The organism is Halarsenatibacter silvermanii, from assembly GCF_900103135.1.
GTDB lineage: Bacteria > Bacillota > Halanaerobiia > Halanaerobiales > Halarsenatibacteraceae > Halarsenatibacter > Halarsenatibacter silvermanii.
Genome location: NZ_FNGO01000003.1, coordinates 153322 through 176671, shown reverse-complemented (window position 1 = coordinate 176671; position 23350 = coordinate 153322). Strand labels below are relative to the sequence as shown.

Genomic DNA, 23350 nt, shown 5'->3' with positions numbered 1-23350 from the left:
AAATCAATATTTATGTCATTAACTATATTAAAGTAATATCATAGTTTAGCAGTTCACCTATCGGCCGGAGTCAATCCGGCCTTAATTTTATTTGCACTGTAATTTATTAAGTTAATGTAAAAACGCCTTAACTTGACAAAATGGATCTTTTTTGCTAAAATTTTAAAGAAATCATAGTGAAGAATTTAGGGTTGTTGCCCGCAATTTTATTATATTCACAAAACATCTACAGGAGAGGTGATCTTATTGAAAAAAGTTATAACAGTTCTATTGGTACTACTATTTGCTGCAGGAATGGTTTTGACTTCGGGACAGCTGGCCGCTGAGGAACCCTGGTCCGATATTCAGGATGAAAGCTTCGATCTTGTTGTGGGTTTTGATGCTGGCGGTTCGCACGATCTATCCGCTCGTTATCTGCAGGAGGCTCTGGTCGAGGAAACAGGAATAGATATTGATGTGGTCAACATGCCTGGTGGAATTGGAACAGAAGCTGGTTACCATGTGTCCACTCAGGATCCTGATGAAAATATTATGTTCTGGGGACATCCGCCCGCAGTTGTTTTCGATCCTGCTACCGAAGATGTCGGATATACATATGATGATCTTGATCCTGTGGCTGCGGTAGGCACCCCGACTTTCGTTCTGGCTGCCGGAGAAGAAGCGCCCTTTAATTCTCTGGATGAACTTATTGAATATATAGAGGAAAATCCTGGCGAAGTAGTGGTGGGCAGCCAGGGAGAACTCCATCTAATGCATTATGCTATAGAATTCATATTACCGATGGATGAACTGGATTATAATTATGTTGCTCTGGCCGGAGGAGCGGACGTACAATCGAATCTGGCAGGAGGACATATCGATGTTGGACATATGAGTATGGCCGCCGCTAAGCCTCTGCATGATGCAGATGAGTTAACAGCCATGGTCCATACTTCGGAAGTTGTCGAAGACATTGAGATGATGCCTGATGTCCCGCATGTATCCGAGTATGGTATCGAATTTACCGAACCTCATTATTTAGCTGCCTGGTCACCGGCCGGAACTGACCGCGAAAAAAGAGAAGCATTAAATGCTGCTATGGAAGCAGCGGCTCAAAACGAAGAATTTCAGGAGAATATGGCGGAGATGGGCTTTATAGTAGAACATAATACTGTAGATGAAACCGAAGAACTTTTCGGTGAATATTACCATGAAGAGCTGCTGCCAGGATATGTAGAATGGCTGGAAGCAGCTCGGGAGGAAAGAGGCAATTAAATAAGTGTTTACATCCCGGAGGATATCATTGATTTTGATATTCTCCGGGGTATTAATTAACTGGGGGAAAAAGCTTTTGACTGGCCTGGTTGTAAATGTTATAATTAGATGAGCTATGTAAGTTAGATTATAAATAAGACTACAATCAGGAATTTTGGCAGGAGGTGAAGGAAATGGGGGGGACAGGTATTGTCAGAAAGCTTAATTCTCTGGGATCTATTTCTATCCCCAAGGAAATGCGCGAAAGAATGAATCTGAATGAGAACGAATCTGTGGAAATCTTTGTAGGCGATAGCGGAGAAATAATTTTGAAGAAATACCAGCCGGGCTGCATTTTTTGCGGAGAAATAAGCGGCACCACCACTCATCAAGGAAAAAAAATTTGCCAGGACTGTCTGGAAGATATTGACCTACAAGAAAAAAAGTCCATCGAGCAGTAATTTTCTTTGCTTATTTGAAATTAACACTTGATAATTTGTTTTTTCTGAGTTATAATATAAAAAACCTTAGACAGGAAAATATCTTAGAAAGGAACTGAGTAATTCTGTTCCTCTCCCACAGCGATCCGGAGCTGGTGAGAGTCCGGAGGAAGGACAGGGTGAACACGAATCCTGGAGATGCCTTTCTGAACGGGATGAGTAGGAAAGGCCGTAAGCCTGCGTTAACGGTCAGAGTGGAGGTCTGATTTTTAACTTAGCGTTTCCAATATCAGTGATCTAATTGCTAACTTCAGACCTCAAAAAGAGTGGCACCGCGGCGAAACCAACACCGCCTCTTGTTGTACTAAAAACAGGAGGCGGATTTTTATATTTAATAAGTAATAAGTTTTAAAGGAGGAATTAAAAATGGCTGTCCACCAGATTTCTGGCGGGACTGCCCCTGCTCGACGAAAAGTAATTTATAAGCTGGCAGGGAGTTTGTGAATGAAAATTTAACAGTTCCTGTTTACTGGTATGAAATTGTTTGGAATGTTAGCGTGATATATCAAAAACCGCGAAAAATTGGGAGGAATATATGATGAATGAAAACATCGAATCCATTTTACTGGCTTATTCGGGTGGTCTGGACACTTCAGTCTCCATTAAATGGCTGCAGGAGAAATACGGAGCTGAAATCATCACATTTACTGCTGACCTGGGACAGGACGACATCGAACCGGAGAAGCTCAAGCAAAAAGCTTATAACACCGGAGCCAGCAAAGTAATAATTGCTGATCTCAAAGAGAAGTTTATAGAAAATCAGATTTTTGCAGCTCTGCAGGCAGAGGCTCGCTATGAAAACAAATATCCGCTTGCAACTGCTCTTGCCCGCCCTGTAATAGCTGAAGAGATGGTCAAAGTTGCCAAAGAACTTGATATAGATGCACTCGCCCATGGCTGCACGGGCAAAGGGAATGATCAGGTGAGATTTGAAACGGCTTTTTCCGCACTTGCTCCCGAACTGGAAATTATTGCACCGCTCAGAGACTGGGGTTTCACCACCAGAGAAGAAGAGCTGGAATACGCCCAAAAACATGATATACCGGTCAAAGTTACCAAAGAATCTCCTTACAGCATAGACGAAAACCTCTGGGGTATAAGTGTTGAATGCGGTCCGCTTGAAGATCCGTGGAATGAACCGCCTGCGGATGCTTACCAGTGGACAAACGATCCTGAAAAAGCGCCGGAAAAGCCCTGCATCCTGGAGATAAAATTTGAAGAGGGAGTACCTGTTGCTATCGACGGTGAAGAATATTCTTCGGTTGAGCTGGTAGAAAAGCTCAATGAACTGGGCGGTAAGCATGGAGTTGGCAGGGTAGATATGGTCGAAAACAGGCTTGTCGGTATAAAATCCAGGGAAATTTATGAAGCTCCTGCGGCTGAAATACTGCTTAAAGCCCATAAGAATCTCTCCGAGATGGTTTTGGACCGTGAGAGCAGTCATTTTCTGGACAGAGTCAGTCCTAAATATTCGGAGCTTGTATACAATGGTTTGTGGCATTCTCCGCTGCGCCAGGCCTTGCAGAATTTTCTTGCCAGCTTTCAGCCTCAGCTGGTCGGCACAGTGAGGATGAAACTGCATAAAGGCAGTATTACCGTGACCGGCAGAAAATCCTCCAAATCGTTATATGATCTGGGGCTTGCCAGTTACGATGAAAAAGATAATTTTGATCATTCAGCTGCAGCCGGATTTATTAAGCTTTGGTCGCTGCCCCTTCAGGTGGTTAAACAGCAGGAAAATGAAGAGAACGGTGAGTTAAAAGATGATACTTATGATGTGCTGGAAGATGGCGGGGCTGAAAGCGAGGGTGAATCCACCGGTCTGGACGCCGCGGTCAAATCTCTGGCTCAATAACTTACTCCTTGTAAACTCCAGGATTTATTGTGGATAAAATAAATGTAAACTTTTGGGGCTGGAATTAAAGGAAGGAGTTTGGGTAAAAATGAAACTCTGGGGAGGCAGATTTGAAGATGAAACAGGGGGAGAATTCGCTGACTTTAATTCTTCTCTTTCCTTCGATTTTAAGCTTTATCCGTATGATATTGAAGGGAGCAGAGTTCACGCCAAAATGCTGGCCAGGCAGGATATAATAAGCGAGTCAGATGTGGAAAAAATAATTTCCGGCCTCGATGAAGTCGAGTCCAGACTCGATGAAGTGGAAGGGTGGCAGGATTTACCTTTTGCTGCCGAGGATATTCACAGTCTCGTGGAAGGTATGCTTAAAGAGGAGATAGGCTCGACTGCCGGAAAACTTCATACAGCCCGCAGCAGAAATGATCAGATCGCTCTTGATATAAAACTTTATCTGCGTGATAGGGGTGAAGATCTGCTGCAGGAACTGGTTTCTCTTGTGAAAAAAATGGTCGAGATAGCAGCAGATCACAAAAAAACAATTATGCCAGGCTATACTCATCTTCAACCCGCACAGCCTATAACTCTGGCTCATCATCTTCTGGCTCACTCTTATAAATTTAAAAGAGATTACAATCTGCTGGAGGACTGTATCAAGCATATGGACAGCTCTCCCCTGGGTAGTGGTGCGCTGGCTGCGACTTCTTTTCCGCTCGACAGAGAATGGACTGCTGAAGCTCTTGAATTTTCATGTCCAACCAACAATTCTCTGGATGCTGTGAGTAATAGAGATTTTCTTCTGGAATTTCAGAACGCAGCAGTTCTGATCATGACCCATCTGAGTTCTATATCTGAGGAGATAGTACTCTGGAACACTGCAGAGTTTAATTTTATTGAAATCAGCGATAGAGCTGCCACCGGCAGCAGTATAATGCCTCAGAAGAAAAATCCTGATATAGCTGAACTTATTAGGGGTAAAAGCGGAAGGGTTTTGGGTAACTATAACCAGCTGGCCCATACATTAAAGTCTCTCCCTCTGGCCTACAACAAGGATCTTCAGGAGGATAAAGAGGGTCTTTTTGATACCGTGGCTACTCTTGAACAGGTTCTACCTGTATTCAGCAAATTTCTGGGAGAAATAGAATTTCTACCGGAACGCATGAAGGAAATGGCTGAAAAAGGATATCTCAATGCCACCGAACTGGCCGATTATCTGGCTGAAAAAGGAATCCCTTTTAGGGAAGCTCACGAAGCAGCCGGCAGAGCTGTCAGGTATGCGCTTGAGAATGAACTGAAGCTTGAGGAAATCGAACTGAGTCAGCTGGAAAATCTGCTGCCATTATCGCAAGAAGACATCGATGAAACGGAGCTGGAAAAATCTTTAGAGGTGGAGAATGCTGTGGCCAGTCGAAATATCAAGGGAGGACCTGCTCCCGAGCAGGTGGCAGCTGAAATAAAAAGCCTGCAGCAGTGGATTGAGAAGAAGAATAAAACAGATTGATATGATAGTTACTGGCATTAAACATAATCCGAAAAAAAAGAACTGATATTCCCCGGTTATGAGTATTAGTCGGGGAATATTTTTTTATCTTTATTTTTTTTACTCAATTTAGCTTGATTATTGAGATAGTTGATAATATAATTATTAAAACAGTTTGTTTGCATAAATTTCCTGCCTATTTTAATTTTTATTTTTGACGAGATTATAAATAAATTTTAGATAATTACAAAAGGTATAGAAAGGGGAACTGATATGTCAAACCAGATCAACGAGTATGAAAAAATTTTAGTGGCCAATCGAGGAGAAATAGCAATTCGGGTTTTCAGGGCTTGCAGAGAACTGGGAATAAGATCGGTGGCGATTTATCATGATGTCGACAAAACAGCTCTTTTCAGAACTAAAGCTCATGAATCCTATGAGATAGGAAGAAATCGTACTCCTTTAAAAGCTTACCTTGCTCAGGATGAGATAATTGAACTCGCCCAGAAAAAGGGTGTGGATGCAATTCACCCGGGTTATGGGTTTCTTTCTGAGAATGCGGAATTCGCCCGTCACTGTCAGGAAGCGGGCATCGATTTCATAGGTCCCGAACCTGATATGCTGGAAAAGTACGGAAATAAGCTGGCCTGTAAATCTCTGGCTGAAGACCTTGATATTCCAGTAATACCGGGCAGTGATGGCCCCGTATCTCAGGAGGCTGAGATCAAGGAATTTGTTGCTGAGCACGGATATCCAATTCTGATCAAGGCAGCAGCCGGAGGCGGCGGCAGAGGCATGAGAGTTGTCAGGAATGACGATGAACTCACCAAAGCCCTCAATGAGGCGCAGAAGGAAGCAGGTCGGGCTTTCAGTCAGGAAGATGTTTTTCTGGAGAAATATCTTCCGGGTCCCCGGCATGTTGAGGTGCAGATTCTGGCCGACAAACACGGCAATGTAGTTCATCTTTTTGAAAGAGATTGTTCTATTCAGAGAAGGCATCAAAAACTGATAGAGTATACACCGGCTTTTTCTGTTCCCCAGCAGGTGAGGGATGAAATGTACGATGATGCGGTTCGTATGCTCAGCGAAGGAGGTTACACCAGCGCTGGAACTGTAGAATTTCTCGTGGGGCAGGACGGCAATTATTATTTCATCGAGGTAAACCCCCGCATACAGGTTGAACATCCTGTCACGGAGATGGTTACCGGAGTTGACATAGTTCAATCTCAAATTCGCATCGAAGAGGGGTATGAGCTCTCCTCTTCCCGGATCGACATCCCCGACCAGGAATCGATTCAGAGAACCGGGTATTCGATTCAGGCCCGGGTTACCACCGAAGATCCCCGGCAGGATTTTCAGCCGGATACGGGCAGAATCGATCTTTACAGAACCAGTTCCGGCAGCGGAATCAGACTCGATGGAGGTAATGGCTTTACCGGAGCCGAGGTAACCCCTTATTTTGACAGTCTTATTGTAAAAGTTATTTCCTGGGGACGGAGTTTCGAGGCTGCTATTCAAAAGGGAGTCCGCTCACTGGAAGAGATGGAAATTAGCGGCGTAGCTACCAACCGAGATTTTCTGATAAATGTTCTAAATCATGATGATTTTGCCGCCGGCAAAGCTACTACCGGCTTTTTGGAGAAAAATCCCTGGCTCAAAATTGATTGTGACAATTTCGATGAAAAAGGAGGAATGCTAAATTACATCGGAGATGTTATAGTTAACAAATCGCGAGGCGAGAAACCGAATTTTGATGAACCCAAAATTCCTGAACACAATGGGGAGCCTGATTCAGGAACTCGCGATAAATTGCTTGAGCTGGGCACCGAGGAATTCTGTGACTGGATTAAAGATACTGACCGCCTTCTTATAACGGATACAACATATCGCGATGCTCATCAGTCTCTTTTAGCCACCCGTATGAGAACTACAGATATGATGGAAATAGCCGAAGCTACAGCCGATATAGGCTCAGATCTTTTCTCCCTGGAGATGTGGGGAGGGGCTACTTTCGATGTAGCTTATAGATTTTTGCACGAGTCACCCTGGGAGAGAATGGAGAAACTGCGCGAAAAAATCCCTAATATCCTCTTTCAGATGCTGCTCAGAGGATCGAACGCGGTGGGTTACAGCAATTATCCCGACAATGTGATCAGGAGATTTGTAGCCCAGGCGGCTGAGTCCGGCATCGATCTTTTCCGGATATTTGATGCCCTCAACTGGTGGCCTGGTATAGAGGTGGCTCTTGATGAGGTTAAAAATCAGGACTGCCTGGCTGAATGCACTATATGTTACACCGGAGATATTCTCGACCCGGAACGAGATAAATTCGATCTGGAATATTATCTGCGCAAAGCACGTCAGCTGGAAGAGATGGGCACCGATATAATCTGTATCAAAGATATGTCCGGGTTGCTCAAACCCTATGCTTCCAGAAAATTGATTTCAGCTCTCAAGTCGGAAGTGGATGTGCCCATACATCTGCATACTCATGATACCAGTGGCAACGGACTGGCCGCCCTGCTGCAGGCAAGCGAGGCCGGCGTGGATATTGTAGACTGCGCTTTTAACAGCATGGCCGGTCTGACTTCTCAGCCCGCCCTGAACTCTCTGGTCGCAGCATTAGAACACACTGATAGAGAGCCCAAAATGGATTATCACGACCTGCAGGGGATTTCGGATTACTGGCAGTCCGTCAGACCAATATACCAGGATTTTGAGTCCGATCTCAAATCGGGAGCCGCTGAGATATACCGCTATGAGATTCCAGGAGGTCAGTATTCCAATCTCAAACCGCAGATAGAGAGCATGGGAATGGGTCACAGATTCAAAGAATTTAAAGAAAAATACAGGGAGGTTAATTTCCTCTTTGGTGATATAATAAAGGTTACCCCCACCTCCAAGGCTGTTTCGGATATGGCTATATTCATGATGCAGAACGATCTTTCCAGCGAGGATATTCTCGAAAAAGGTGAAGAGCTGTCATTCCCCGAAACAGTGGTCGATTACATGAGAGGTTTGATGGGACAGCCAGAAGGAGGTTTTCCCGAGAAGCTGCAGGAAGTTATATTGAAAGACAAAAAGCCTATCGAAGGAAGACCTGGCGCCAAGCTCACGCCCGAAGACTGGGATAAAAAAAGAGAAGAGCTGGAGGAAAAAATGGAAGGGAAGCCGGATGAAAAAGATCTTATCAGTTCTGCCATTTACCCTCAGGTATTCGATCAATATCTGGAACAGATTCAAAAATACGGCAATCTGAGCTGCCTGCCCAGCGATGTATTTTTCTACGGTCTGGAAGAAGGAGAAATAACCGAGATTGAGCTGGAAGAGGGCCGCAGCATGATCGTTAAATATATAGGCAGCCGACCGACTGAATCCGGCGATAAAAGTCTTACCTTTGAGGTCAACGGCCAGCGACGCGAGGTTATTGTTGAAGATAGAAACAGATCTGAATCGATTCAGGCTGGTGTTCAGGAGATCAGGTTTGCTGCTGATGATGAACCCGGTGAAGTTGGGGCCAGCATGCCCGGCACTGCAGGAGATATTAAAATAACAGCAGGAGATGAAGTCGAAGAGGGAGATACTCTTATGCTGCTGGAGGCAATGAAGATGGAGACCGATGTTTCGGCTCCGGTATCAGGCGAGATAAAAAATGTTCTGGTCTCAGAAGGCGAAGATGTTCAGAATAAACAGCTTCTGGTCATCATAGAGGAAGCTTAAGGCGGAAAAATAAATATCGAATAAAGATAAAGATAGAAGTTAAATTGCCCAGAGATCTGGAGAGTCAGCCGGACATTCAGGTGTGAAACAGGTATCTTCAAAGTTTGTCACCTACCGGCTGCTCTGCAGATTTTGTTTTTAGAGAAGGAATTTTTGTATTAATTCAGAATTTAATAAATAGAATACCGGCAGCCAAATAAGTAAAAATCCCGGCCAAAAGTGAGGGTTTTAGATGAGGAATTTAAGACGGGACAGGTCCAGGGTGCGGCGCCTGACTTTTTTATCGGTTCTGGCTTATATTATTATGGTAACGGTGAATTTTTTGGCCAATTACCTGCCTATCCGGGTTACGACCGGAGAGATTTCCGAGAAATACAGCAATCTCTTTACACCGGCCGGGTACACATTCAGCATCTGGATCTTTATATATTTTATGCTGGCGCTGTTTTTGATCCTGATAATTAATGGTGTTATCACCGACCGGGGCAAAGCTGCTCGGGTAGTAAAACGAACGGGAACTCTATTTATTTTATCCTGTGTTTTCAACTCTTTCTGGATATTTGCCTGGCATTATGATTTTATTTTATTATCTTTTGTGTTAATTCTGACACTGCTTATGGTGATCAGGTCTATTTATCTGCGTTTGAAAAAATCAATTATGCGTCCCGGATTTTATCTTTTTCCCTTCAGGATTTATTTTGGCTGGATTTCAGTGGCTGCTCTGGCTAATTTAAGGGTTCTCTCAGTGGCACGGGAATGGAAAGGAGTTGATTCATATACCTGGTTTTTCCTGCTGCTTACCGCTGCTGCAGCTGCGGGCATTTATATTATAGTTAAACATAATGATAGTGTTTATGGCCTGGTGATTGTCTGGGCTTTGCTGGGTATTTTTGTTGCTCGCTGGCAGGAAGTGGGCGGTATGAATCTGTCTGCTGCCGGGTCTCTGGCCGCTGTATTTATACTGTTAATAGTTATCTTAATAAACTTTAGAAGAGATCGAAGTTATATTTGAGGTCATCTTTTTTACTGGTTATAATAAAGAGAGAGTTCATTTTGCCCTTCGAGGTGATTATAGATGAAATTTATTTCCCTGCGGATGAAAATATCAGTTATACTGGGAGCGCTTTTAGGATTGATCTGCATACTGGGGGCTGGCTTTCGCTTTGGTTTTTTAGGTAACTCTCTTCATTTTCTGGCTTTATGGTATAATCGGTTTTTGATGGGAGTTGTAATAGGTATGGCTACCAGCCGAAAGCGCAGAGTGGCTTTGGTTAGGGGAGCTTTGCTTGGGTTGATAGTATCGCTGGCATTTTATCTTACTTCCGGTCTGGAAGATCATATCACTTTTCTGGTCGGAGGGGTTTATGGAATTATTATCGATTATCTTTCTAGCCGTCATTCCGATTTTGTTAATAATATTGTCAACAGGCTCAGAGGAAAAAATCTTGGGGGTTGATCGGCAAAGTATATATATTAGCAAAAGATTCAAAAAAGGAGGCTTAAATTGTGTTGAAATTCTTAAAAACTTTTAGTATTTATTCTGCTGCAGTGTTTCTGGCTCTGGTTCTTATTTCCACAGCAGCGGCTGCTCAACAGGATACGGCCAATCAGGCCAGAGAAGCCTACTATCAGGAAGATTATGAGGAAGCCGAGAACTTATGGCTTGAGATTGATGACACCCCGGGATATGTCTGGGAGGCTAACTTTTTCCTGGGTATGACTTATCTTCGTATGGGGGCATATGAAAATGCAGTAGAACATATGGAAGCTGCCGTCGGCGAAAGGCAGGAAGATTACACAACACTCGTTAATTATGCCAGGGCGCTTTATAATGACGGCCGTATTGAAAAAGCGCGAAGAGTCTTGATGGATGTTCCCTCCAATCTGCGGGATTATGATGAACAATTTTATAATGTCAGAGGTCTTCTGGCCATGGCGGAGGAGGACCTGGAGAGAGCTATAAGAAATTTTGAACTGGCAATAGATATCAATGCAAAAAATCCCTATCTGCAGAATAACATAGGGCTGGCTTTGATTCGTGGCGAGGATTATGAGCGGGCGATCGAACATCTGGAAGAGGCTGCTGCTCAGGATCCCAATGAAGCCTATATTTATAATAATCTGGGGTTCAGTTATTTAATGCAAAATGAGGTGGGAAATGCCATCGAAAATTTTGAAAGAGCTCTGGAAATTGATCCTGATCATCAGGGAGCCAGAACAAACCTGGAAAACGTACAATAAAAAAATTCTGCAGCCAATCAAAAAATTAACCACAAGCAATAAGCCGGCTCATCCGCCGGCTCTTTTTTCTTAGCATAGTTGACAAATAACACTGGATAACATATAATCTTGATCAGATTAAACCCCTCAGAGGTATGTGTGAGGAAAATAGGATCTTCTTGTTATCAGTTGATAGATATCGTATAAGATCACTATTATGATAATAATGGCTGGAAGATATAAAGCGAAGTGATACTCGAAATTTTTCGAAATTCAGGTTAAGTCCCTGGCCAAAAAACAGTGTCCCCGGCTCAGGAGGTGCCGGGCTGAGCGTGTGCTCAGGGACAAGCTTTTGCGAAGGGAGCGCAATTTTTTGGCCGAAAACTAAAATTAAGCAGGGAAAAATTTCATTGTGAACGAAGCTTAATATCTTCCAGTACAACTAAATGAGGTTTTTGACACACCTATTAACAAACTAAAGACAAGAAGGTCCGGAAAATAATTCAGGAGGTATTTAATTATGAGTGACAGAGAAAAAATAATATTCTGAAACTCCAACCTCATCTGTAGCAATTTAGCCAGTATGGATGTGCTGATAATCCCCGGAAGGAATATCTGCTGGATCCAAACTTAGATAGCAAAAATTTTTAAATATTGGTCAATAAATTAGAGTGGACCAGCAAAAGCTGCTGTTAGCACCCAAATTTAATTTTTATCCTGTATTTAAGCAAATTAGATTTAAGCAGAATTTTATCTTGTCATTCTGGTTGAGAATATAGTATAATTATGTCAGGTCAATTTGACTTTCGGTAATATGAATAAAATAATTAAAGTTTAAATCGGGAGCATATAACATGGATTACCTGCTGTATATAACAGTTATTGGATTTATGGCCGGAATGTTTGGAACTTTGGGCGGCGGTATTTCTGTGGTGGCGATCAGGACTATTAAATCCACTTTTCTGAGCATAATTCTGGGAGTTTCAGCTGGAGTTATGACCGTTATCGTATTCATGGATTTGATTCCAGAATCTCAATCCGCTGGCTCTATCTGGCTGGGCATGCTTGGCATTTTACTGGGGGTTATTTTGATTTATGTGCTCGACATAACTTTTCCTCACCAGCATGTCGTAACCACAGAAGGGGAAGAGGATAGATATTTGAAGGCAGGACTGCTTCTGGCAGTAGGGATAGCACTGCATAATCTGCCTGAGGGGCTGGCCATAGGTGCAGGTTATACGGCTGATCGGGCTTTAGGTTTTCGACTCGCATTTTTGATAGCCCTGCATAATTTTCCCGAGGGTATGGCTGTAGCCACCACTCTGGGAATAGCCGGTTTAAAAAGTATCAAGATACTGGCTGTCACTATCCTGGCCGGCATCCCCATGGGTATAGGAGCTTTTTTGGGGGCATACATAGGGAGGATATCTGATCAGGCTCTTTCATTGTCGCTGGGGTTTGCCGCCGGTGCGATGCTTTATATAATTTTTGAGGAACTTATACCGGATTCGCACGAAAAAGCCTCCGGACATATACCCATATTTGGCATGATCACCGGGGTCGTATTTGGTCTTATTTTGATAGGTCTGCTTCGTTGATGTTTGATGTTTAATGAAATTTCTGATTGTTATAAACTCAAAAATCAATTTGAGCGGGAGGGGTTTAATTGGGCCATCTGATATCACTTATTATAATCGCTTTTATGATTCTTCTTGCTCTGGGCATTTATAAACCTAAAATATATTTAAAACTGCAGAAAGAGATCTATGGTCTGTTGGGTATAGAATTTGAATTTGATGATAGTACCGAAGCCCAGTTCAGGATCGCATTTTTGATTGTGTTTTTACTCATTTTTATCTTGTTATTTCTGCTCTAGTTATATAAGTTCAGGATTTTTTGCAGGAAAAGGAGTGATTATTATGGCCAGCACCGATTCAGGACCTCATAAGTCTGCAGTCGAAAGAATTGAACAGCCCGACATGATTTATCAGCCGCAAAGAACTGCCAGAGCCTATACCTCTGTAAGAAAATACGGCTGGCTTTTGACAGTTTTAATAGCTCTGGGAGGACAATTTTTTTCTTTTCTGGGGCTGTTTGTACCTTTTATCATGGCATTAATGATCGGTCTTAGTTTATCGAAAGGGCTTTATTTTTGCGGTAATTTTTGTCCTCACGGCAGCTATTACGATGTCCCTCTTTTCAAGTTCAGCCGCTTAAAAAGCATCCCTTATTTTTTTAAGAATAAAATACTGGTCACTGCTATTTTCCTCTTTTTCCTGGTAAATGTAAACCTGCAGCTGAACTCCGCTATTCAGAGCGGAGAAGCAGCTTTTGTGAACAGGATCGGTTCGGTGTTTGCCAGAGTTTATCTAGTTGTTTTTATGGTTGCCACGGTTCTGGGATTATTAATAAATTCGCGTACCTGGTGCTATTTTTGTCCCATGCGAACTCTGCAAATTATGGGTTATAGAATCGGAAAAAAGCTGGGGCTTACCGAAGGCAGAGATGAACTGATTACTATAAAGAATAAAGAGAAATGTGTTGAATGCGGCAAATGCAGCAGAGTTTGTCCAATCCAGTTAAAACCCTATCCTGTTTTAAAATATAAAGTTCAGGGTGATCAGCTGAAGGATGAGCACTGCATGCGCTGTCTTGTCTGTGTAAAAAACTGTCCTGTAGAAGTTCTGGAGCTCGCTAAAGAGAGAGGAAAATAATAGTGAGGAAGGTGAACTTCGCTGGAAATTTTTAGGGGGATCAGCTGATGGGAAACAGGCCAAACTGGAACGAATACTTTATGAAAATGGCAGAACTGGCAGCCAGCAGATCTACCTGTTTGCGCAGAAAGGTGGGGGCGATAATGGTCAAAGATCGACAGATTCTGGCCACAGGCTATAACGGGGCTCCGCGCGGGGTCACCCACTGTGAAAAGAACAGCTGCCTGCGTGAGAAGTTAAAAGTGCCCAGTGGAGAAAGACACGAATTGTGTAGAGGGGTTCACGCCGAGCAAAATCTGGTGGCTCAGGCCGCATTTCATGGTGTTAAAACAGAAGGGGCTCTTGTCTACTGCACTAATAAACCCTGTGTAATCTGTGCCAAAATCCTGATAAATGCTGGAGTTGATCATATCTATTATGGCAGGGGTTATGAGGATGAATTTACTGATCAGCTGCTGGAAGACAGCGGGGTTAATTGTGACAAACTGGATTAAGCGATAAGGAGGATTTTCCGTCTGCCAGAGTTTTTTCGGTTTTAGCCTTGAAAAATGTTCTGTTTTACGAGATAATATAAACTAGGCATGGGTTTTTGAACATAATTTTCACAAGCAGCAAACATGCTGCCTGGATTGTTTTAACAAAAATACAATGACGGGGGAATGGGAGGTAAACATGATGTGAAAATGATTTCAAATACATACCCAAAAAGCAAATTTTTCATGCTATCTTTTCTCATCTTTCTGATAACTGCTTTTATGCTGCTTTCACCAAATCCAGTACAGGCTGAAGACCACTTAATGTACGGTGACGAAGGGGAAGAGGTTGAGGAACTTCAGAGCAGATTATCCGAACTCGGTTTTTATGAGCATGAAAAAACTGGTTTTTATGGTGAGAGAACCCAGAGAGGGGTAGAGCACTTTCAAGATGCTGCCAATTTGACACCGGATGGAGTTTTTGGAGAAGAGACACAAATGGCTCTGCGCACAGCCGAAGGAAGGCTTCAGCAGCCGGATCGGCTGGAAATATTCGATAGAGGCCCCGAAGTTATCGTACTGCAGTATGTACTTTTGAATGAAGGGTATCTTGATGTGGAGCCCAGCGGCCTTTTTCGCAGCCTCACACATGATGCAGTAAAGGACTTTCAGCGTGAACATGAACTGGAGGCCGATGGTGTTGTGGATAATGATACCTGGGCTGAGCTGAATAATTACAGCATGCCTGCCACCACGGATCAGCAGGACGAAATAGATGTTGAAACAGATAGAGCCGAAGAAACAGCAGATGAAACAGAAACTCGTGAGGATATTGAGGAGGAAAAGACGTCTGAGCTTTCTTCATCTTTTACTCGTGGCGACAGAGATCCACGGGTAGAAGAGGCCCAGGAAAGACTTCGTCAGCTCGGTTACTACCCGGGTCAACTGGATGGTGTTTATGGCCATCAGACCAAACTGGCGGTTCTCAAATATCAAAAATTAAATGGCCTCAATACAGATGGTATTCTTGGATCTAAAACCTGGCGGACTTTGTTTGAAGAGGGAAGCAGCGGTGAGGACACTTATACCGCGCAGCAGGGTGATAGCCTCTGGGAGATAGCCAGGCGTTTTGATACTTCTGTTAACGACCTGAAGAATATCAATAACATAAATTCATCTCAGTTGCGGACTGGAGAGAGAATAAGAATTCCTGGAGGCAGTCAAAGAACCACTCATGATATTGATAGGATCACCTGGGATGAGGTCGATTCTTTCTTCTCACGGGGTAGAACTGCTATTATAACCGATGTGAGAACGGGTTTGAGCTTTCGAGTCAAGCGGACAATGGGGACTCTTCATGCTGATGTAGAGCCATTGACCGCCAGAGACACTCAGGCTATGCGCAGGATTTACGGCGGCAGCTGGAGCTGGGATAGAAGACCTGTTGTGGTTCATATAGGCAGTCGACTGATTGCAGCTTCTATCAACGGCATGCCTCACGGAAGTCAGACAATATATGACAATAATTTTAACGGTCATTTTTGTGTACATTTTCGTAACAGCCGACTGCACAAAAATAATCAGCAGGATGGCGAACATCAGCACAATGTAAGTGTTGCCGGTGATCAGACCTGGCCAGTTCAGTAATAATTTTAGATGATTCATATTTGCTCTGATGTTTGCGATAACTGGTGATTCTTTTACCGGTATGATTGGCCGGAAGGTTTTTAGTTGCCAACTTCCTGCCCTCTTGTCTTTTTGAGGAGGGCAGATTTTTTGTTTTATAATACTTTTGATGACATTAGTTGTTAGCTGGAGAAAATTAGAGATTGAGAATTACAGGATGATAAATCTTATCGAATTAAACTCAGGATATTTTTCCGCATATTTATCTGGCTTAAAATGCAGCATATTACGAGGAATAAGAGGAGACAGCTTGTCCGGTAAAAGAATGAAAATAATCGAATCATCTGGAAAGCCGCACGAAATTGGTCGAATGCATGGCATAATTCTCAGACGGGAGATGAGGGGTTTTGTTCGATATTTTCACAATCTGCTCACACCCCAATCCGGATAGAGAAAAAGTCGACCGCTGCATCACCAGAGCGAGAGCGGCCTGGGTTATGATTCCCTGTAAAAGGGAGTGGTGGATCTCTTCGGGCCCTCCCTGTGAGAATAAATATTACATGTATGTTCTCAACCGGACAAAAAAAGTTCAATGGGATCTTGAGATAAAAATCTTGACATATAATCATTTTTGTTATACAATTTCTTCAAGGTAAACAAATAGTTCTGCATACTTTTTACAATTTAATAGTTTGAGTTGAGAAGAGATGAGTCCAGCTGAGCTGAGCAGCGTTCGAATTTGGATAAGCGATGAGTTTAAAGCAGAGGAGACTTCCAGGACGACTATGAGAATTTAGCCGGTGCTAAGAGAGCAGTTGAGAGATCTTTTTATTGATTTGATTTTTTTGGAATGCGCTTTTTAGCGGCTATCTCCTTTGCTTTAGCAGAGTTTTTCTTGCGGGAATTTAAACCCGGGGCTCAGCATGGGCTCCGGGTTTTTAATATTTCTAAAGGAGGAAATTATGATCACGCTGGATGAATTTAAAAAACACTCACAAAATCATAACCTCATACCGGTTTACGATCGGATCATAGCCGACACTTTAACTCCCGTCTCGCTTTATCAAAACCTAACAGCAGAAGATGATTACTCATTCCTTCTGGAGAGCGCAACGACCGGCAAAAAACTGAATGTAGGTCGGTATTCTTTCATCGGCCTTGAGCCGGAAAAAGTCATCAAATTTAACGGGAAAAGGATAATTCTGATCGATAAGAACGATGAGCCCATCAATCAGGTTGAAGATAGTGACTTTAATCTTTATATAGAGGAGTTTTTGGGGCAGTTCGACCCCTATGTGCCCGACGACCTGCCTCCTTTTTCTGGAGGGCTGGTGGGCTATTTTGGTTATGAGATGATATCCAGCTGGGAGGATATTTATCATGATCAACCCGGGAAAAGCCTGCAGAAAAGTGATCTTCCTCACTCCGTTCTGGTGCTGGCCAGGACTGTGCTTGCCTATGATCATCTGGATAACACATTAAAAATAATTTATAATGTTAGCTTGAACGGAGATGAGACAGAAAAAGATAAAGAAAGGCTCTATCATCAGGCGCGGGATAAAATTGACGGCTTGATAGATCAGATCGGGAACGCTCCTCAGGAGATAATAGAGTCCGGTTCTGATTCGCTCTCTCCAGAGGAAATGACCTCAAACACTACCGGGGAGGAATTTGAAAAAATGGTTGAACAAGCCCGGGAGCATATCTTTGCGGGTGAAGCGTTTCAAATAGTTCTCTCACAGCGCTTTTCACTGACCACAGATATCCCCCCGTTCCGGGTTTATCGGGCTTTGAGAGTTAGCAATCCCTCTCCTTATATGTTCTTTTTGAATTTCCCTGATCTAAAGTTGATCGGCTCCTCACCTGAGGTTCTGGTCAGAGTTGAGGGCGAGCGCATAATCACCCGTCCATTAGCCGGAACCAGGCCGCGAGGAGGAGATGGTCAGGAGGATAAGGAATACAGAGAAAGTCTTTTGAAAGATGAGAAGGAGAGAGCTGAGCATACCATGCTTGTCGACCTGGGGAGAAATGATATCGCCAGAGTCAGCAGGCACGGTTCGGTGGAAGTCACCGAACTCATGGAGATCGAACTTTATTCCCGGGTTATGCACCTTGCCTCTCAGGTCGAAGGTATAAAAAGAGATGATGTGAGTTTTATGGATGTGCTGTCCGCCGTCTTTCCGGCCGGAACTGTCAGCGGAGCTCCCAAAATAAGAGCTATTGAACTTATCGATCAGCTGGAAAAAGAACCGCGCGGTCCTTATGCCGGCACGGTTGGCTATCTGGATTTCAGCGGCAACCTCGATACCTGTATAACAATCAGAACTCTCTTTATGAAGAATGGAGAGCTGACAGCTCAGGTTGGGGCCGGTATGGTTGCAGATTCTGTACCCGCCCGTGAACATCAGGAGATACTTGATAAAGCAGAAGCTCTTTTTGAAGCTCTGCAGATAGTGGAGGAGGAACCCCCTCATGGTCTTGGTAATTGATAATTATGATTCTTTTACCTACAATCTCGTGCAGTATCTGGGTGAGATGAATGAGGTGAGAGTGGTGCGCAATGACAGGATGACTGTTGAAGAAGTGGCTGAATTTAAGCCCGATCAGATCGTCATTTCACCCGGCCCAGGCAGACCGGAAGATGCCGGCATATCTCCAGGGGTGGTAGAACACTGCAGCGGCTCTATACCGATATTGGGGGTTTGTCTCGGACATCAGTGCATAGGTTCGGTTTTTGGTGGCAGAGTGGTGAGATCCAGCGAGGTTTATCACGGTAAGACTTCAGAAGTTTATTTCACTGAAAAAGAAGATGAGCGGTTTCTGACCGGAATCGATTCGCCATTTCATGCGACCCGTTATCATTCTCTTACCCTGGAACGAAGCTCTCTGCCGGCCGAACTGAATATCCTGGCCGAAACCGATAGCGGAGAAGTTATGGCGATATCTCATAGAAAATTTCCGGTTTACGGCGTTCAATTTCATCCGGAATCAATATTGACCGAGTTCGGACGGCTTCTGCTGGAAAATTTTCTGAGCATCCGGGCAGAATAAATTACGACAATTCGACAAAAATGACAAAGGAGTGAGCAGATATGTTCAATGATTGCTTTAGAAAAGTACTGCAGGGTGAAAATTTGACCACAGAGGAGATGGAAGCAGCCATGAATTCCATCATGGAGGGAGAGGTAAACAGCAGTGCTCTGGCCGGATTTTTGACAGCCCTTAAGATCAAAGGTGAGTCTATAGCTGAGATAACCGGAGCATCCAGGGTTATGAGGGATAAAGCTTTGAATGTGGAATATGAAGGGGAAGTTATCGACACCTGTGGAACCGGCGGGGACGGCAGCAACACTTTTAACATTTCCACGACTGTAACCTTCGTGCTGGCGGCAGCAGGATTGACGGTGGCCAAACACGGGAACAGATCTGTTTCCAGCCGCAGCGGCAGCGCCGATGTGCTGGAGGAGATGGGGGTCAACCTCAAACTCGGCCCTGACCAGATAAATAAATGCCTGGATGAGGTCAATCTGGGCTTTTTATTCGCTCCTTCCTATCACAAAGCGATGAAACATGCAATCGAGGCCCGGAAAGGACTCGGCATAAGGACGATTTTCAATATTCTCGGCCCGCTGACCAATCCAGCTGAGGCTGAATATCAGCTGCTGGGCGTTTATGATCCGGAGTTGATAGAACCCATGGCCCGCACCCTGGGAAATCTGGGCGTTAAAAGAGCTATGGTTGTGCACGGCGCTGCCGGTCTGGATGAACTCTCTCTGGCCGGAAAAAACAAAGTTTCATTTTTGCATGAAGATGGCAGTATAGAGAATTACACCATTGAGCCTGAGGAGGCGGGCCTGGAAAGACACGAAGTACAGTCTTTAAAGGGAGGAGATCCCCGTCAAAACAAAGAAATCATTTGTTCTCTTCTCGCCGGGGAAGAGCGAGGCGCAAAACTCCAGGTGGTATTGTTAAACGCTGCTGCAGCTTTGATGGTGGCAGGAAAAGTGGATAATCTGGTTGAAGGAACAGAAATGGCAGACAGCTTAATCGAAAGCGGCAGAGCAGAAAATGCTCTGCAGGAGTTTATAGAATTCACCAATAAATTTGATAAAGTAGAGGCGGTATCATGATCCTCGATCGGATAGTGGAGCAAAAAAAACAGGAGATAAACCGTCTGCGGACGACCGATGCTTCTCTGGCTCAGGTTTTACGAAGGGAAGAAATGACTCTTATCGCCGAGCTGAAAAAAGCCTCTCCCAGTGCCGGGGTTATCGAAGAAGAATTTGAGCCCACTGCTCAGTTGAAAAGATATGAAAAAGGAGGAGCTTCAGCAGTCTCGGTCCTCACAGATGAAGAATTTTTTCGAGGCAGCTCTGAAATTCTGCGCGAGGTAAAACGGCAGACCGAACTACCCATACTCCGCAAAGATTTTATCATAGACGAGATTCAGGTTTATGAAAGCCTGATTCTGGGAGCGGACTGCCTTCTTCTAATAGGTGAGATTTTGAAACGCCCTCAGCTGATTGAGCTGCTGGAGCTGGCCTATGAACACGATCTGGAGGCTCTAGTGGAAGTACATACTCTGGAAACTCTGGCCATGATACTAAACACACCGGCTGAGATCATCGGTATAAATAACCGTAATCTGGAGGATTTTTCCGTCGATCTGGGAACCACAGAGAAACTCATGAAAGAACTGGCCCGGCGCGGCCTTGAAGATGATTATCTGGTGGTTTCGGAAAGCGGCATTTCCAGTCGTGAAGACATCGAAAGGCTGCAGGAACTGGGCGTCGATGGGGTTTTAATAGGCGAGGCGCTGATGAAGGCGGAAAAGCCGGAGAACAAAATTGCTGAACTGCTAGGGGATATCGAGATATAAATTAAAGAGGGGAAGGCATGATCATATGATCAGGGTCAAAGTTTGTGGTATGATCGAAAGTAAAAATTTGCAGAAGATAGCTTCCATGGGAGTCGATGCGGTTGGATTTATTCTGGCTGAGAGCGAACGGCAGGTCACGCTCGAACAGGCTGAAAAATTGAGCAGAGATCTCCCTCCCTTCATCAGCAGGGTGGGGGTTGTTTTAAATCCTTCTCACGGTCAGCTGAAAAAAATCGATGCCAGCAATCAATTTGATTGCATACAATTTCACGGCCAGGAAAACCCGGAAATGCTGGCCTCGGTATCCACCCGCACGATAAAAGCTATCAGTATAGAGAATCAGGAAGATTTAAAGGATGTCGAGAAATATTCAGAGGCTGATTATCTGCTTTTCGACAGCAGGAATGGTTCCCGGCGCGGGGGTACAGGAGAAAAATTTAACTGGGATTATCTCGACAGCATCGATCCTCCGGCTCCCATAATTCTGGCCGGCGGCCTCGGTCCAGATAATATCATCGAGGGCATAAGCAGGGTGAAACCTGCAGCTGTGGATCTCAACAGCCGGCTTGAGAGAAAACCGGGTATTAAAGATCCTGAAATTCTGCAGGAAGTTTTGGTCAGATTGAGAAGACACTATAAACATAAGGAAAGGGGAAATAAAACTTATGGCTGAAAGATATTATGGTGAATTTGGCGGACAGTTTGTACCCGAAAGTCTGCGGGGGGCTTTAAAAGAGCTGGAAGAAACTTATAATGAGCTGAAAGAGAGTGTTGAATTTAGAGATGAACTCGAGGATATGCTCTCCAATTATGTTGGACGGCCGAGTCCGCTCTATTATGCTGAAAACCTCACCGAACATCTGGGAGGGGCCAGAATTTACCTGAAGAGAGAGGACTTAAATCACACCGGCGCCCATAAGATCAATAATACACTGGGTCAGATACTGCTGGCAGAAAAAATGAAAAAGGAAAGAATTATAGCTGAAACTGGAGCCGGACAGCACGGTGTTGCCACAGCTACCGCTGCAGCCAGAGCCGGTCTTGATTGCGAGGTATTTATGGGGCGGGAAGATATGGAAAGACAATCGCTGAATGTATATAAAATGAGAATGCTGGGAGCAGAGGTTGTGCCCATCGATGCCGGGACGAAAACTCTTAAAGAAGCCACCAATGCTGCTATCCGCGACTGGGTGGCCAACGTGGAAAACACTCATTATATTATAGGATCAGTGGTCGGTCCTCACCCCTACCCGCGAATTGTCCGGGATTTTCAGAAGATCATAGGTGAAGAAATTAAAGATCAGATGCAGGATATAGAAGGCAGGTTACCTGATGCCATTCTGGCTTGCGTGGGAGGCGGCAGCAATGCTATAGGTGCTTTTTATCCTTTCCTGGAGAATAAAGAAGTCGATCTGATTGGTGTCGAGGCAGCTGGTTGTGGGGTTGATTCCGGCCAACATGCTGCCACTCTGACAGCAGGAGAGGTTGGAGTTTTGCACGGCAGCAAATCATATTTGCTGCAGGATGAGGACGGACAGGTAACACCAGCTCACTCAATCTCTGCCGGTCTGGATTATCCCGGCGTTGGTCCGGAACACAGCCATCTCAAGGACATAAAAAGAGCGGAATATGAATCAGTAACCGATTCGGAGGCCGTTGCAGCCTTCCGGCTGTTATCAGAAATTGAAGGTATTATACCGGCGCTCGAGCCGGCTCATGCTTTGGCTCACGGGCTGAAGTTTATACCTGAAATGGATAAAGAAGATATAGTGGTTTTGAATCTTTCCGGCAGAGGCGATAAAGATATCAATACTCTGCAGAAGGTTTTGAAGGAGGCTGATAACGATGAATAACATTGAAAGAGTTTTTCAGGAAGAAGAAAAAGCTCTTATTCCTTATATATGTGCGGGCGATCCTGATTTAGAGACGACCGAAGAGCTGATTTTCACACTGAAAGAAGCCGGAGCCGATATAATTGAACTGGGCATACCTTTTTCAGATCCTCTGGCAGATGGACCGGTCATACAGGCGGCCGGGCAGCGTGCTCTTGAAGAAGATGTTACTCTTGTGGATATTCTGGACATGGTCGAAAGAATCAGCGATGAGGTGAAGATACCGCTGGTTTTAATGGGGTATTATAATTCAGTTCTAAATTATGGCAGGGAAAAATTCGCTGAAGATTGTGCCCGGTGCGGAGTTTCCGGGGTAATCATCCCGGATCTACCCTATGAAGAGGATGAAAAACTTTATAAAAATTTAAATGACAGGGGTGTAAATGGAATCATGCTGGCTGCCCCTAACACTCCTTCAGATCGTCTTTCTTTTCTGGGAGATAAGAGCAAAGGCTTTCTTTATTGTGTTTCTCTGCTGGGGGTTACAGGCGATGAACGCGGCCCTTATGAGAGACTGGATGAATATATTGGCCGAGTGCGTGATAGAGTTAAGCTGCCGCTGGGCCTGGGTTTTGGTATAGACGGCCCTGAGAAGGCGGCAGCTGTAAGTCAATATGTGGACGGTATAATTATGGGAAGTGCCATTATTGAAGTGATTAAAGACAGTCAAAACGCTGAAGAGATGCATAAAAATGTCGGAGAATTTGTCGCCGAAATTAAAGAGGCCATCGTTTAACCTTTTGTGCTTATAGATTATCTTC

The 23350-nt window shown here is 44.2% G+C and carries 20 protein-coding genes and 1 other annotated feature; all 20 genes read left to right on the top strand.

The annotated features are described in order from the left end of the window. Positions 1-246: 246 nt before the first annotated feature. The 20 genes from BLT15_RS02635 to trpA all read left to right on the top strand — a co-directional run bounded on the left by BLT15_RS02635 (position 247) and on the right by trpA (position 23325). Entirely contained in the window at positions 247-1254 is a 1008-nt protein-coding gene (locus tag BLT15_RS02635) for a tripartite tricarboxylate transporter substrate binding protein (RefSeq protein WP_089758382.1), read from the top strand. 173 nt (positions 1255-1427) lie between these two features. Continuing rightward, positions 1428-1694: an AbrB/MazE/SpoVT family DNA-binding domain-containing protein gene (locus BLT15_RS02630; RefSeq protein WP_089758379.1), complete on the top strand. Its 267-nt coding sequence runs from the start codon at positions 1428-1430 to the stop codon at positions 1692-1694. A gap of 75 nt (positions 1695-1769) precedes the next feature. Continuing rightward, positions 1770-2033: a binding site (T-box leader), on the top strand. A gap of 238 nt (positions 2034-2271) precedes the next feature. After that, positions 2272-3588 carry an argininosuccinate synthase gene (locus tag BLT15_RS02625; RefSeq protein WP_345788672.1) on the top strand — a complete coding sequence of 439 codons (1317 nt, stop codon included), beginning with the start codon at positions 2272-2274 and terminating at the stop codon, positions 3586-3588. A gap of 88 nt (positions 3589-3676) precedes the next feature. Next, positions 3677-5086, top strand: a complete 1410-nt coding sequence (argH, locus tag BLT15_RS02620; protein ID WP_089758375.1) for an argininosuccinate lyase — start codon at positions 3677-3679, stop codon at positions 5084-5086. A gap of 252 nt (positions 5087-5338) precedes the next feature. Then, positions 5339-8785 carry a pyruvate carboxylase gene (locus BLT15_RS02615; RefSeq protein ID WP_089758373.1) on the top strand — a complete coding sequence of 1149 codons (3447 nt, stop codon included), beginning with the start codon at positions 5339-5341 and terminating at the stop codon, positions 8783-8785. Positions 8786-9017: 232 nt separating this feature from the next. Next, entirely contained in the window at positions 9018-9797 is a 780-nt protein-coding gene (locus BLT15_RS02610; RefSeq protein WP_089758371.1) for a TspO/MBR family protein, read from the top strand. 63 nt (positions 9798-9860) lie between these two features. Then, complete coding sequence (locus BLT15_RS02605; protein WP_089758369.1) at positions 9861-10241, top strand: hypothetical protein; 381 nt, start codon at positions 9861-9863, stop codon at positions 10239-10241. A gap of 53 nt (positions 10242-10294) precedes the next feature. Further along, on the top strand, positions 10295-11026 hold the full coding sequence (locus BLT15_RS02600; RefSeq protein ID WP_159429779.1) for a tetratricopeptide repeat protein: 732 nt from the start codon (positions 10295-10297) through the stop codon (positions 11024-11026). Between the two features lie 833 nt (positions 11027-11859). Then, positions 11860-12603 (top strand): ZIP family metal transporter, encoded by a 744-nt coding sequence (locus BLT15_RS02595; protein WP_089758365.1) that lies wholly within the window; start codon positions 11860-11862, stop codon positions 12601-12603. A 321-nt stretch (positions 12604-12924) separates the two neighbouring features. Next, positions 12925-13719: a 4Fe-4S binding protein gene (locus tag BLT15_RS02585; protein ID WP_089758361.1), complete on the top strand. Its 795-nt coding sequence runs from the start codon at positions 12925-12927 to the stop codon at positions 13717-13719. Positions 13720-13766: 47 nt separating this feature from the next. Beyond that, positions 13767-14213: a deoxycytidylate deaminase gene (locus tag BLT15_RS02580; RefSeq protein ID WP_089758359.1), complete on the top strand. Its 447-nt coding sequence runs from the start codon at positions 13767-13769 to the stop codon at positions 14211-14213. A 189-nt stretch (positions 14214-14402) separates the two neighbouring features. Beyond that, the gene (locus BLT15_RS02575) at positions 14403-15839 is read left to right on the top strand and encodes a peptidoglycan-binding protein (RefSeq protein ID WP_234985476.1); all 1437 of its coding nucleotides are present in this window, start codon (positions 14403-14405) and stop codon (positions 15837-15839) included. Positions 15840-15987: 148 nt separating this feature from the next. Then, entirely contained in the window at positions 15988-16269 is a 282-nt protein-coding gene (locus tag BLT15_RS02570; RefSeq protein WP_089758356.1) for a hypothetical protein, read from the top strand. Positions 16270-16780: 511 nt separating this feature from the next. Then, a complete protein-coding gene (trpE, locus tag BLT15_RS02565) occupies positions 16781-18307 on the top strand; it encodes an anthranilate synthase component I (protein WP_089758354.1) in 1527 nt (508 codons plus the stop codon). Continuing rightward, positions 18291-18869 (top strand): anthranilate synthase component II, encoded by a 579-nt coding sequence (locus BLT15_RS02560; RefSeq protein WP_089758352.1) that lies wholly within the window; start codon positions 18291-18293, stop codon positions 18867-18869. Before trpE ends, BLT15_RS02560 begins: the two co-directional genes overlap by 17 nt. A gap of 41 nt (positions 18870-18910) precedes the next feature. Continuing rightward, positions 18911-19948, top strand: a complete 1038-nt coding sequence (gene trpD, locus BLT15_RS02555) for an anthranilate phosphoribosyltransferase (protein ID WP_089758351.1) — start codon at positions 18911-18913, stop codon at positions 19946-19948. Then, complete coding sequence (trpC, locus tag BLT15_RS02550; protein WP_089758348.1) at positions 19945-20697, top strand: indole-3-glycerol phosphate synthase TrpC; 753 nt, start codon at positions 19945-19947, stop codon at positions 20695-20697. Before trpD ends, trpC begins: the two co-directional genes overlap by 4 nt. A gap of 25 nt (positions 20698-20722) precedes the next feature. Further along, complete coding sequence (locus BLT15_RS02545; RefSeq protein WP_200769676.1) at positions 20723-21370, top strand: phosphoribosylanthranilate isomerase; 648 nt, start codon at positions 20723-20725, stop codon at positions 21368-21370. Next, a complete protein-coding gene (gene trpB, locus BLT15_RS02540; RefSeq protein WP_089758346.1) occupies positions 21363-22550 on the top strand; it encodes a tryptophan synthase subunit beta in 1188 nt (395 codons plus the stop codon). The genes BLT15_RS02545 and trpB overlap by 8 nt, the downstream gene beginning before the upstream one ends. Then, positions 22543-23325 (top strand): tryptophan synthase subunit alpha, encoded by a 783-nt coding sequence (trpA, locus tag BLT15_RS02535; protein WP_089758344.1) that lies wholly within the window; start codon positions 22543-22545, stop codon positions 23323-23325. The genes trpB and trpA overlap by 8 nt, the downstream gene beginning before the upstream one ends. The last annotated feature ends 25 nt before the right edge of the window (positions 23326-23350 follow it).